The following is a 12,824-nucleotide window of genomic DNA, read 5'->3' as shown; positions in this document are numbered from 1 at the left end:
TCAGGGCAGTTGTGTTTAACTGCCCTGAACGTTTTTGTCGCAGACCTCTAGCACGCATTGCCGCAACCAGCGATGCGCCTGATCGGCATCCATTCGCGGATGCCATAACATTGACACAGTAATATTTGGTACAGTTATCGGTAATGGGAAGCTGTACATTCCGCGGCGTAAATTCAAGCTGTGGCGTTCAGGTACTGTCGCCACCCAATCTGAATCTTTCGCCAATGCCAATGCCGCCGATATCCCATCAACCGAGGCCACCACCTTGCGCGTCAATGCCAGTAATTGCAGCGCGTTATCAACCCCGCCTTTGTGGCCCTGACGCCGCGAAATCATAATGTGGCCCTGAGCGGCGTAACGATCAGCCGTTATTTCTCCGTCACTCAAGTGATGTCCAGCCCGTACAACGCCAATAAAATGGTCGCTAAATAATGCCCGACTGCGTAATTCAGGGCTGGCCGATATCCCCACCACACCGGTTTCCAAATCCACCACACCATCGCGAAGTAATGTACTGTCTTTATTCAGTTTTTGCATAAATCGTAACTGTACCCCAGGGGCTTCTTGGTGTATCCGCTTGAGCAAGGCCGCACCGAAATTTTCAACAAAGCCATCACTGGTGCGCAGCGTAAACACACGGTCTAACTGCGCCAGATTCAATTTCTCTGCGGGCCGCAAAACTGATGTTGCATCCTGAACCAATTGGCTCACTTGCTCACGCAATTCAAGCGCTCTTGGGGTGGGGACTAACGATCGCCCCGCTCTAACCAGCAAGGGATCACCCGTCGTTTGGCGCAATCGAGCTAATGCTCTGCTCATCGCTGATGGGCTTAGCCCCAATCGGTGAGCCGCACGAGCCACGCTGCCTTCCGCAAGCAACACATTCAGTGTCATTAATAAATTCAGATCAGGTTTTGTCATCCATTCACTCTAGCACAAAGGCGCATGACATAGCGTCAAACGCACTAATAAGCTGCATCTCATGCGTCTTCCGCCACATCACACAATGAAATACGCTTTTAGTTCCTTCCTTCAGGTACTGATATCCAAATGAAAAATGATACCGACAGCATTGATATAACCGTTTTCGATAACCTCCAATCACGACAAGTCATGCTCTGCCTCTCACTGCCGATGCTACTTTCGTCATTAGCGACCAGCATTGCCAATGTGGGCTTGCCGACGTTAACGCAGGTATTCAATGCTTCATTTCAATCAGCCCAATGGGTAGTTTTGGCCTATTTGCTTGCCATTACCACTTCGTCCATCAGCATTGGGCGAATGGGCGATCTCATCGATAAGCGTGTCCTGCTGAAAACCGGGATCGGGTTATTTACGCTAGCCTCGCTAGGATGTGCGCTGGCCCCCAGTATCGAAGTATTAATTGCTGCCCGCGTGTTACAAGGGTTAGGGGCTGCCACCATGATGACGCTCTCGCTGGCATTGGTTGGGGAGACCATCAGTCAAGCAAAAACGGGGCGCGCTATGGGGATGCTCGGCACCCTTTCGGCTATCGGCACGGCTCTGGGGCCATCACTCGGCGGCTTGCTCATTGCTGGATTTGGCTGGCCCGCCATGTTCTTGATCATGATCCCATTTGGGCTCATGGCGTGGTTGTTAGTATCCCACTATCTCCCCCTCCCCACCTCGGAACCTAAAACCCGTCAGCCCTCTGGCGGATTCGATCTACTCGGCATGTTGCTATTAGGACTGACGTTGGCCCTTTATGCACTTGCCATGACACTCGGGCACGGTACGTTCAGCGCGCTCAATGGGATGCTCCTATTGGGTTCGGTCATCGGCACCGTCTTATTTGTCTGGGCTGAAAAAAGCGTGGCATATCCGTTAATTCAACTCCCATTGTTACGCCATTCCGGCATAGGTGGTGGGCTGATCATGAGTACATTAGTCGCCACAATGATGATGGCCACCTTGGTCGTTGGCCCATTCTACCTTTCGCAAGCGTTGAATTTGCCGGCTCAATGGGTGGGGTTGGCCATGTCAGTTGGCCCTGCGGTCGCGGCTTTTTGCGGTGTGCCCGCGGGCTATCTGGTGGACAAATGGGGGGCGAGAGTCATGGTCATCGCGGGATTATCCGCGCTCACGCTTGGGGCGGGTATTTTGACATTAGTATCAACGACTGCGGGAGTCTTGGCCTACGTCGCGCCAGTCAGCCTAATGACCGCAGGCTACGCTATCTTCCAAACAGCAAACAATACGCTGATGATGACCGAGGTCCGAGCAGATCAACGAGGCGTCGTTTCCGGCATGCTAAACCTTGCGCGTAACCTTGGTTTAATTACGGGCGCAGCTGTCATGGGCGCTATTTTCGCGTTTACCAGCTCATCTCGCCACATTCAGCAGGCGGCCGCCAGTGCCATCAGTGACGGTATGCAAGCCACTTATACCATCGTCATGTTATTGGGGGTTATCGCGCTGTGGATTGCCATCAGATATTCAAAAAGCAAAATTAACCATTAACCGAAGGCCCAATACTCTGCCCTCTGTGATTATTATTCGGCTGAATTGATTCAAGCGTTCATTTTACCGCCTAAAACATCAATTTACCTTCTCTATAAGCAGTAAGGGATTTTTGTGTTATTACCAGTCCAATAGGAAATAAATGATAAAAATGAGATTGATAAGCCCTTTTTTGATTAATTTTAAACACTTTCCGAATCTTACTGCTATTAATTAAATGTCTAGAGTTTGTCATGTTTAATAAGCATATATCAGTTGCGCTACGTTATTGGCTCAACACCTCTTCTAGATAGTCTGGCTGTAAATTATATGATTAAGGAAGAAACAATGAAGAAACCCTTACTTATTATCGGTGCAATGGTCGTTTTACAGTCAGCTCCACCAGCAGAGAGTGCGGGTACGATAACGGGAACCTTAGGGGTATCTCTCACCATCATTACTGGATGTTATATCAATGATGGGACTGCGCCGGGTGGATTAACGAATCTCGGCACCGTTAACTTCGGTTCAGTGCCAAGCCTAAATGTTCGCATCCGAGCCCCTTATACCAATACGGCCAGTGGCACGCTGAATTTATACTGTAGTGCCGGTACGGCCTACAGTATTGGTATAGATAATGGCGCTCATGCTTCTAGTGGCCAACGCCGCATGGCTGGCGGAACATCAGAATTTGTTAATTACAATCTGTTTAATGACAGCGCTTATACCGTTTCTTGGGGAACATCTGGAGCTGGCCTGCTGACAGGTACGGCAACCGCAATAGCCACCCCTATTCCACTGGCTATTTATACCGAGGTTCCCGTACAGACAACGCCGAGTGTCAGTACCTATACCGACACAGTCAATGTGACTGTCACTTGGTAAAGGAGAATGACACCAAGGTGCAATCCGGATAACTCGCTGACAATTGGCAAAAGGATGGCATTTTTAGGGCTAGCCTTCAGTTTGTTATTGCTGCGGGTATATCCGGTTCATGCTGTATCCAAAACCGCCAATATCACGGTCACCGCCACTTTAGTGCCAACCTGCATTGCTGGCACGCTTGTCGGGGGTGTCACTAGCTTTGGCAACTTAAACTTTGGCTCTGCTAGCGTCCTCAATCTCCCAATCTCAGTGACCGGGCAGACCAATAATGGGGCCATTTCTGTTCAATGCAGCAATAAAACCAGTTTTTCCGTGTTACTCAATGGCGGGCAAAGCGGCAATGTCAGTAGCCGCTATCTGATGGGCGGGCCAAGTAACCAGCATGTGAATTACAACCTGTATACCGATGCGGCTCATAGCCAAGTTTGGAATAACACCGTGGGCGTTGCACAAATTGCCACGGGTCAACCCGTATCCCTCATTGTCTATGGGCTGATACCGGCACAAAGCACGCCCGCAGCCGGGGTTTATACCGATACCATTCAAGTCACCATTAATTGGTAGGGAGGTAAAGATATGACATACAAATGTTTCACCCCTACCATCGCGAACATTCTGGCGCTTATCTTATTCAGCCTCTCTATTGCGAGCAGCCATAGCGAAACCCTTAATAGTCCTTTTGCCGTTAGAGCCACCATTTTGTCGGGTTGCATTCTCGGCAGCGGGACAACTGACACCACAAGCTTTGGTTCGCTCAACTTCGGCAACGTCTCTTCATTGGCAACCGCCATTAACGTCGCCTCTAGTCAGAATGCTGGTTCCATCGTCATTCAATGCAGCGGTACGCCTAACATTACGCTTGCCCTCAATAGTGGCGCTAATGTCACGGGCAGTATTTCATCCGGTAGGCGGCTACTCAACAGCACCACCGGCGAGTACCTGCTGTATCAAATTTTTCAGGACAGCGCTCGCAGCATCATTTGGGGAAATGGCAGTAATGGCGGCACGACAAAAGTCATTGCGGGTAATAGCCAACTGCAACAAGTTATTTTATATGCACAGCTTTTTGCCAGTAGCACTCTACCGACTGCTGGAACTTATACAGACACATTATTAGTTACCGCCACTTATTAGGCGGTCATGACCTTTTATTGAAATGGCACGATGCCAAGGAGTCACCATGACAAAATTAACGTTACTCTCATCGGTGTTTGCATTAGCCAGTGCGCTAGTTTCTCAACCACTTTATGCCGCAGCCTCTGTGCTGATCTGGCCGATTGATCCGGTGATAGGCAGTGACGATAAAGCCACCGCACTCTGGTTGGAAAACAAAGATAGCCAACCTGTTTACTTACAGGTCAGAGTCCTCGAGTGGCAGCAAAAAGCAGGAAAAGACGATTACAACAGCCAAACAAGCATCCTTGCCAGCCCACCGGTCGCGACGATTTTGCCGGGTAAACGCCAACTCATCCGCTTGATTAAAAATACTCAGGTTCCTGCGGGGCAAGAGCAGGCCTTCCGGATATTGATTGATGAAATCCCACGCAAAGATCCTAACGAAGACGCCCCTACACCGTCGCTGAATATGGGGTTGAAATTCCAGATGCGCTATTCAATTCCACTGTTCATCTATGGTGCAGGCTTGAAGCCTGAAAATGCCAATAACCCAGAAACGTTTTTCCCACTGAATCTGAGCTACAGGTTGATCAACGACAGCGGTGAACAATGGTTATCGATTCGTAATCAGGGTCATACCCATGCCCGAATATCTCAAGTCAGCTTACAAAATAAGGCAATCAATAAAGGCTTGATGGGATATGTATTACCCGGCAATGAAATGCGTTTCTCTGTACCGAAAACAGCCAATGAGGGGCAGTTAACCGCCTTGGTGAACAGTAATACCAAGCCCATCGTTATCCCACGTCAGTAGATGCATCTGAATATAAGGTGGCAAGTGATTTATGCGCCGAGGTGGCATTGAGAGACAGGCATAACAGCAAATACGTTAGGGTTTGGGATGATGATCAAATTGAGGCTTTCGCCATTATTGGCATTGATGTATAGCTCAATGATATTCCCTGTTTTTATGCCATTAATGGTTAGAGGGGATGATTTACCACCACCGCCCTCAGCAGCCGTGATGCCCGATACCACACTTTATCTTGAGCTCGTGGTCAATGGTCGTCAATTTGGTGAGGCTGTGCCAGTGGTGTTTCGTGATGGGCATTATTACCTCACCCCTGAACAGCTAAAGGCCGTTGGTTTACCTGTTCCGAAAGGCGGCGTCAATGCACCAGATACCAATAGATCTGAAATCGCTGTCGATAGAATGGATAAAGTGAAGGTCACCTATCAAGGTAATAGCCAGAGATTACTCATAGATGTCCCGAGTGAATGGCTTCCTCAGCAGCAGATTAGCGCTGCCGCAACAGATGATTATAATTTGGCTAAAAGCAGCCTCGGGCTGTTATTCAATTACGATGTCTACGCCAGTCAAGGCAACAGCAGCAATTCACCCAGCAACGTTTCCGCATGGACAGAACAACGTCTATTTGACCGTTTCGGTGTGTTCAGTAATACCGGTGTTTATCGCTCCAGTTTGACCGATACAAATGACATTACTGTTGAAAAAGGTTATGTCCGCTATGACACTCAGTGGCGTTTTAACGATGAAAACCACCTACTAAGTTATAGCGCCGGAGATTTGATCACAGGCTCCCTCGCATGGAGCAGCTCAGTACGTATTGGCGGTTTACAGCTATCGCGCAACTTTACCATTCGTCCAGACTTGGTGACTTATCCACTACCCCAGTTCGCGGGTCAAGCGGCTATTCCCAGCACCGTTGACCTCTATATTGATAACTTTCGCACGCAATCCGCGACGGTGAATCCCGGTCCTTTTGTGATTGATAATGGCCCCAGAATTAATGGGGCAGGACAAGCCACAGTGGTCACTACTGATGCCTTAGGTCGGCAAGTGAGTACCTCAGTTCCATTCTATGTTGCCAGTGAGTTGTTAAAACCCAGCCTATGGGATTTCAGTATTTCAAGTGGCGTGCTTCGCCAAAACTATGGCATTCGTTCTAGCGACTATGGTGATGCAGTTGCCAGTGGTGTGGTTCGATATGGTGCCACGCCTTGGTTGACGCTAGAGGGCCGAGCAGATATCGCCAAGCAACTGCATGTCGCAGGCGGCGGGATGGGCTTGCGCGTTGGAAATTACGGTGTGCTAAACGGCGCGTATACCCTGAGTCAGGCAGGTGATGAGGTTCTTGGCAGTGGGATCGCACCGACTGAATTCAACACGGATATCACACAATCGACCACGACAACCCGTTATGGCGGGCACGGTAATCAGAAGTCAATTGGCTACACTTACAGTAATAATATTTTCAGTCTGAATGCCCAACGCATCATGCGCAGCAGTAATTATGGCGATTTGGCAAATTACAAAAGTGAATATCGTCAGAGTCTCCGTACTGATCAAATTACCGCCAGTGTCGGATTGGGGACTTATGGTTCTATCGGAACAGGTTATTTCGATGTTCGGGATGCATTTGGGGAGCGAACTCGCTTAGTCAACGTCAGCTATAACACCTCGTTATTTAGGAATACCAGCTTTTACCTTTCAGTCAATCGTGAACTTGGCAGCAAAGGTTATAACGCCCAGATGGTCTTTAGCATTCCACTGGGTGAATGGGGGGCGGGCAGTGTCAGTAGCGTACGTGATACGGATAATAACTGGAGCCAGAGGGTCAACTACAGCCGCGCCACACCGACTGATGGCGGATTTGGTTGGAACATGGCGTATGCCAATGGTTCAGGAACGAATAGCAGCTACCAGCAAGCTGATTTGATTTGGCGCACCCGTGCCATGGAAAGCCGAGTGGGGGTTTATGGCGGCGAAGGTGATTATCGGACTTGGGGCGAAGTCAGCGGCTCATTGGTGATGATGAATCGCGGAATTTATGCCAGTAATACCATCAATGATGCGTTCGCTTTAGTCTCTACCCATGGTTTCGGTCAGATCCCTGTCAGTTATGAAAATCAGCTTATTGGTTCAACCAATAACGATGGCTATTTACTCATTCCCAATGTGACGTCCTATTATCAGGCGAAGTTCCAAATTGACCCGATGAGTTTGCCCGCAGACATAGCCATGCCAGAAGTTGAACGCCGCCTGGCGATCAGCGAGCGCAGTGGTTATTTAATTGACTTCCCGCTAGAGCAAATTACCGCCGCAACACTGCATATTATCGATTCATCAAGTAAAGATTTACCTAAAGGTAGCCCAATACTGTCCTCTGCTCATAAAACCATTAGCTATGTTGGCTGGGATGGGATCGCTTATATCGAACAGGCACAGCCGCAAAATACGCTGGAAATAATACGGGCAGACAACGGTGCTCATTGTTCAGTGCAATTCACGCTGAAAAACAGCAAAGGCATACAAAATATCGGTACCTTAACCTGCCGATAGTGGAATACATGGAGAGAACATGACGAATGGTAAGATCATTGAAACCAATTCCCGCCCACTGGGTAACATCGTCACGATACTGAAATTACTGCCGCGATTATTACTCGCAGTGGGATTACTCTATGGTTTGTTGGTCTCTTCAGCATGGGCTGATTCTTGTACTTTCACAGCAGGCACCGTGACGCTCCCCCCCAGTTCCTCGGTGGCAACGAATACCACAACAGTCAATGCACAGGGAAATACCCCGATGGCATGTTCTGGCCTTGGTGTCAGCTTATTATCGACCTACTCTCTCTCCGCCAAAATCAGCAGCACGACGAACAATCTCAATTTGAAAAATGCGGCAGGAGACCTGATCCCCTATTCTATTTATCGCAACGGCACCTTTAGCACCCCGCTGGGGATCAATGGCATATTGGACTACAGCAGCGCAAATTTGTTGGTGATTGGCCTGACGGGCATCACGGCAAACTTACCCATTTATATCCGTACCGGCACCAATGGCGCAATAAATGTCAATATCAGCGCTGGCACTTATACAGATGTCATCAATCTGGCGTGGACCTACAATATTTGTAAGGTCGCTGCTCTAGGGGCCTGTGTTGGTGGCTATTGGACTGGCACCGGAATAGGCACTGACGTATCCACGGTGACCGTCACTCTAGTGGTCAGTAAAGATTGCGCCATCAACAGTGCTCAAGATGTCAATTTCGGTAGCTTCGCCTTGGTCGGCCAATTTAACGCTATCAGCCAAACCATTACCCTCACCTGCACCAAAGGTTCTACATTCAATACCTACGTCACCACGGGGAATAATCCGGTCACCAATTGGCAGCAAATGAAACTGACTTCATCAACGGCCACTGACTATTTACAGTATCAACTTTACCAAGGCGCTTCAGGCTCTACACTTTGGAATTCAACTTCGATGCAACCGGGAACGGGCACCGGCGCTCAGCAGTTAGTGCCTTTTCATGCGGTTATCAACCCTAATCAGAATCAACGCACACCAGGAGACTACAAGGACGACGTCAGTCTAGTACTGGTCTATTAATGATTTGAAATGGCCAGATAACCTATTTATCAATTTGTTGCCGTTAACATCTATGCGCTAATTTATGTATTTAAAGACAAAAATAATTTGTAGATAAGAATATTCCGATTGAGCTGTACTAAATCTGTCCCTGTTATACAATCTGCGGGCTTAAATAGTAGCCGACATATTTCTCGTTAAGGAAATCCGCGATTAACAGGAGTGGACCTCATGACTGATTACAATAATCGGGATAATTCAGCTGACATTAGTCTGTTAAATGAAATGAACAGCTTACGGGATATCATTGAAAACAACTCAGACTGGTTCTGGGAAGTTGATGCTTCCGGCCGTTATACGTTTTCATCCGCAAAATCCATCGAGCTCCTTGGCCGCCACCCTGATGAAGTCATTGGCAAAACGCCTTTTGATTTCATGCCACAGGATGAAGCAAATCGGGTAGGCAAAATATTTGCTGAGATAGCAGCAGCTCGGATCCCATTTGCCGGCCTACAGAATCGTAATGTCCGCGCCGACGGCAGTGAAGTTTTATTGGAAACCAGCGGCATCCCACTGTTTGATGACAATGGCGAGTTCAAAGGCTATCGCGGCATCGATCGTAATCTGAGTAATTTGCCTTATGATGCCGATAAACGCTTGGCTGAATTGGAATCGATATATTCCAATGCCCCCGCTGGCCTGTGTTTTATCGACACAACCCTGCGTTATCTGACAGTAAACGATTACCTTGCGGCGTTATTTGATAAAAACACTGTTGATGTTAATGGCCGCAAAGTCGCTGACTTCTTACCGAGTATTACGCCAATACTGCAAAGCGCTCTTCTAAGAGCATATTGCAACGAGACTATTCCCGACGCTGAATTTCAAATGCCCGATAAGCAGCAGATCTTTTTCATGCGGATCAATGCTGCCCGCTATCCGAGTGGTCAAGTCAGTGGTCTGTCCGTTGCGATGATCGACATTTCTCCCTTGAAAGAGATGGAAGAAAAACTACGTAAAAGTAAGCAGCACTATCGCAACATGGTCGAGCTGAACCCACAGATTCCTTGGACCGCGTCTCCTGACGGGATGATCACCGATGTCAGTTCCCGTTTTGAAAAAATCACCGGTTTAACCCGTAGTGAAGCGTTGGCAGATAAGTGGTTACGAACTATTCATACCGAAGATCGCCACCCAACACTGGTGAGTTGGGAACATTCACTCCAAACCAAAACACCGCTAGACGTTGAAATTCGCTTTTGTCATGTTGAGAAAGGCTGGAACTGGATGCGTATCCGCGCCTTCCCTAGCGTAGATGAGGATGGCAATGTGATGTGCTGGTACGGCACAGCGGAAGATATCCATGAACGAAAGTTACTGGAACTGAAACTGGTTAAGGCTAATCGCCGACTAGAAATTCAAGCCAGAACCGATTCACTCACCAAGTTACCGAATCGTCGTGAATTCAAGAAAGTCTTAGCCCATGAATTTATGCGCGCTAAACGTTCTAATTCCCCACTGTCGGTTCTTATGATTGATATCGATTATTTCAAGAATTTCAATGACTGTTATGGCCATATTTCCGGCGATGCTTGTCTGAGACTGGTTGCTCGGACGTTACGAAAATCATTAAAACGCACCACAGATATCGTTGCACGCTACGGTGGCGAAGAATTTGCCGCGATTTTGCCGGACACGGATCAAGAAGGTGCTATTTTGGTCGCTGAGCATATTTTGCAATCTATCCGAGCGATGGGTATTAAGCATAGCGACAGCAAATTCCGAAAAGTCACCATCAGCCTTGGTGTGACCATCTATCGTGCTCACCAACACGCAGGCATCGTTGATCAGGCAGATTTAATGCTGGCCGCGGATCAAGCACTCTATTACTCGAAAAAGAATGGTCGTAACCAATTTAATCTGGCCCAACTTCCGTGTTAACAAATTGCTGCATTTTTTAGCCGTTCCTGATGGCACTTTTCTTTAGCTCAGCTATTCTCAATAAAGTGCCAATCTGGTCATACCTCAGACCACTCAATAAAAAAGGAACTATTATGGTAAAAACTGTGGTGAAAATCAGAAGTTTCGAAGTGGATGACGCCGTTTTAGCTGCACCGCTGGAGAAAAGCGAGAATACACTCAGTATTCCCTGCAAATCGGATCCTGACTTATGCATGCAGCTTGACGGGTGGGATGAGCATACCAGTATTCCCGCAACATTAGATGGCAATGATCGGTTACTTTATAAGCAGCATTATGATCAAAATCAGGATGCTTGGATCATGAAGGTAACTTGATGATGACAACAAGAAGATCCGTCAACCTATAGCGAAAACTAATGAGAGACGGCATCTTCCTTTACTATTCGACAGGGCTAGCAGGCCAATGACTCATGAGTCAAACGCACCCGTTAGAATTTCTCTAGTAACTTAAACCGCATGCAGATCAGCATCATATCTGGTGAGAACATATCGTATTCCTCAAAGAAACGCTGCTGCGTTTTACGCCAGTAGGTTAACGTTCGATCGCCCTCACCTTCAGCCAAAGCATGCGCTTCATCCACCTGATCGAACGTTTTCAGTTCAACGTCGGTAAGTTCGACAGCACAGACCGGCTCATTTCGACCATTGACCACCACAAAGACATCGCCCGCCTGTGGAACACCTTCGTCGTCTAAAGACGCGCAAGTCGCCGTCTTAGTACCGTCCAGCACCAATGCTAATACATCATCAGCCACTTGCTCGGTATCACCAAAAGCCCAACGTTCAGCATCTTGATATTTTTGTGGGATTGTCGCCATAGTTTCATTGTTCCTATTCGTTATCTTTTTGATGCAACGCATTTTACACTTATCAATGCGAACTATCGCTCGCATCAGCATAAATTTTCGCTACTATAACTGAGTTGCGGTAGACAAATAAATCCCGCAGAACGGCGTCTCGCCAAACAGCCATGCTGAGATCAAGTAAGGACCCGAGAGTGACTAAACGTTTTCATGCTAAACATTGGAAAATGTTTGTGGTGTTATTGTGTATCTGTGGCGCACTCATGTTGCTGCGGTGGGCATCTATGATCTTTGGCTGATAACCGTCAGTTATGCTTGTCTTTAGGTAAAAATAAACAGCCACACCTCGGGCACACTAATGCCGTATTTTTCTGCACCTTTTCTGAGCTTTGCTCAGAAGCGTTGTTGCAGTCAGGGCATTTAATTTTCACATTGCTGCTGCTGACCAGCCTTTTGATGCTATCAAACAATGACATTTGTTCACCTCTCCGTTGTGTAACCTTGCTAGTTTAGGTTAACTCGCGGTAATAAACCGTGGGGTAGTCATCGTTTACTCACATTAGCTGTTCTAGGCGTACCATTTTATGGCTGATTTTCACTAGGACGTATTGTTACGGCAAGAGAGTATTGGTTGATGAAATAAATATCAGGAGAGAAAAAGGCAGTTGTCGCATTAGTGAGAGAGAACACATTCACCACGCAGCATGGCGTGCATGCTTGGCGTAGTGAAGTGGTAAGTCAGCCATAGAAAACTGTTCAACGGGGATCAGTGGTTCCATAACTCTTGGATCAACCCTCTGACGCGAACCTTGGAAGCACCCGCGACCAAGCTGATAATACGGTTAGCACTCAACGTTGAAACATCAGTATTCCATTCATCAAAAGAGTGATCGGCATAACTATCGTTGAAGACCTTTTTTATCGAGGATTCAGCTTCAGACATCTCACTGAAACTCTTAGCGTTTATTAAGCACTGAGCAATGATTGAGACTTTTTTCATGTTTTATCCTTGATTATCGGCCGCATAGTGTAGCACAATCAGCACCTCTCTGCTCATATGCTGCTTAAATTGTTTTCATTTCCATCTAACCGATTGATAAAACATCAGATTCAGTAAATCTCACTCAACATATTCCTTTCATTTCGCGCTTACTTCTATCTCCTTTTCATTTCTACACGAT

Annotated in this window: 14 protein-coding genes; 10 read left to right on the top strand and 4 right to left on the bottom strand. The window is 47.5% G+C overall.

What is annotated here, in order from left to right; all coding sequences use genetic code 11:
- Window positions 1-15 precede the first annotated feature (15 nt).
- Window positions 16-921, bottom strand: a complete 906-nt coding sequence (locus DA391_RS10280; protein ID WP_050285722.1) for a LysR family transcriptional regulator — start codon at window positions 919-921, stop codon at window positions 16-18.
- Window positions 922-1,050: 129 nt separating this feature from the next.
- Between DA391_RS10280 and DA391_RS10275 the strand changes: the two genes are divergently transcribed.
- The 9 genes from DA391_RS10275 (at window position 1,051) to DA391_RS10235 (ending at window position 11,155) form a co-directional block, all read left to right on the top strand.
- Entirely contained in the window at window positions 1,051-2,481 is a 1,431-nt protein-coding gene (locus DA391_RS10275; RefSeq protein ID WP_108087679.1) for an MFS transporter, read from the top strand.
- Window positions 2,482-2,790: 309 nt separating this feature from the next.
- Window positions 2,791-3,345 carry a Csu type fimbrial protein gene (locus tag DA391_RS10270; RefSeq protein ID WP_072084636.1) on the top strand — a complete coding sequence of 185 codons (555 nt, stop codon included), beginning with the start codon at window positions 2,791-2,793 and terminating at the stop codon, window positions 3,343-3,345.
- A 54-nt stretch (window positions 3,346-3,399) separates the two neighbouring features.
- Window positions 3,400-3,909, top strand: coding sequence for a Csu type fimbrial protein (locus DA391_RS10265; RefSeq protein WP_050080609.1), 510 nt, complete (start codon window positions 3,400-3,402; stop codon window positions 3,907-3,909).
- A 12-nt stretch (window positions 3,910-3,921) separates the two neighbouring features.
- Complete coding sequence (locus DA391_RS10260) at window positions 3,922-4,479, top strand: Csu type fimbrial protein (RefSeq protein ID WP_050285726.1); 558 nt, start codon at window positions 3,922-3,924, stop codon at window positions 4,477-4,479.
- A 46-nt stretch (window positions 4,480-4,525) separates the two neighbouring features.
- Complete coding sequence (locus DA391_RS10255) at window positions 4,526-5,275, top strand: fimbrial biogenesis chaperone (protein WP_050080606.1); 750 nt, start codon at window positions 4,526-4,528, stop codon at window positions 5,273-5,275.
- Between the two features lie 87 nt (window positions 5,276-5,362).
- A complete protein-coding gene (locus DA391_RS10250) occupies window positions 5,363-7,825 on the top strand; it encodes a fimbria/pilus outer membrane usher protein (RefSeq protein WP_108087678.1) in 2,463 nt (820 codons plus the stop codon).
- A gap of 19 nt (window positions 7,826-7,844) precedes the next feature.
- The gene (locus DA391_RS10245; RefSeq protein ID WP_050080604.1) at window positions 7,845-8,879 is read left to right on the top strand and encodes a Csu type fimbrial protein; all 1,035 of its coding nucleotides are present in this window, start codon (window positions 7,845-7,847) and stop codon (window positions 8,877-8,879) included.
- Between the two features lie 210 nt (window positions 8,880-9,089).
- A complete protein-coding gene (locus DA391_RS10240) occupies window positions 9,090-10,799 on the top strand; it encodes a diguanylate cyclase (protein WP_108087677.1) in 1,710 nt (569 codons plus the stop codon).
- A 113-nt stretch (window positions 10,800-10,912) separates the two neighbouring features.
- On the top strand, window positions 10,913-11,155 hold the full coding sequence (locus DA391_RS10235; RefSeq protein WP_049607063.1) for a DUF1480 family protein: 243 nt from the start codon (window positions 10,913-10,915) through the stop codon (window positions 11,153-11,155).
- Window positions 11,156-11,268: 113 nt separating this feature from the next.
- Here DA391_RS10235 and DA391_RS10230 read toward each other — a convergent pair whose 3' ends face one another.
- Window positions 11,269-11,658, bottom strand: coding sequence for an ASCH domain-containing protein (locus DA391_RS10230; RefSeq protein WP_050080601.1), 390 nt, complete (start codon window positions 11,656-11,658; stop codon window positions 11,269-11,271).
- A gap of 152 nt (window positions 11,659-11,810) precedes the next feature.
- Between DA391_RS10230 and yniD the strand changes: the two genes are divergently transcribed.
- A complete protein-coding gene (gene yniD / locus DA391_RS10225) occupies window positions 11,811-11,942 on the top strand; it encodes a small membrane protein YniD (RefSeq protein WP_088130070.1) in 132 nt (43 codons plus the stop codon).
- 6 nt (window positions 11,943-11,948) lie between these two features.
- Here the strand turns inward: yniD and DA391_RS24475 are convergent, their stop codons facing one another.
- Together DA391_RS24475 and DA391_RS10220 are read right to left on the bottom strand one after the other, a co-directional pair.
- A complete protein-coding gene (locus DA391_RS24475) occupies window positions 11,949-12,119 on the bottom strand; it encodes a YnfU family zinc-binding protein (RefSeq protein ID WP_019210222.1) in 171 nt (56 codons plus the stop codon).
- Window positions 12,120-12,409: 290 nt separating this feature from the next.
- Window positions 12,410-12,643, bottom strand: a complete 234-nt coding sequence (locus DA391_RS10220) for a hypothetical protein (RefSeq protein ID WP_005272441.1) — start codon at window positions 12,641-12,643, stop codon at window positions 12,410-12,412.
- Between the last annotated feature and the right edge of the window lie 181 nt (window positions 12,644-12,824).

This window comes from Yersinia massiliensis (genome assembly GCF_003048255.1).
Taxonomy (GTDB): Bacteria; Pseudomonadota; Gammaproteobacteria; order Enterobacterales; family Enterobacteriaceae; genus Yersinia; species Yersinia massiliensis_A.
This window is presented reverse-complemented; position numbering and strand designations above follow the sequence as displayed.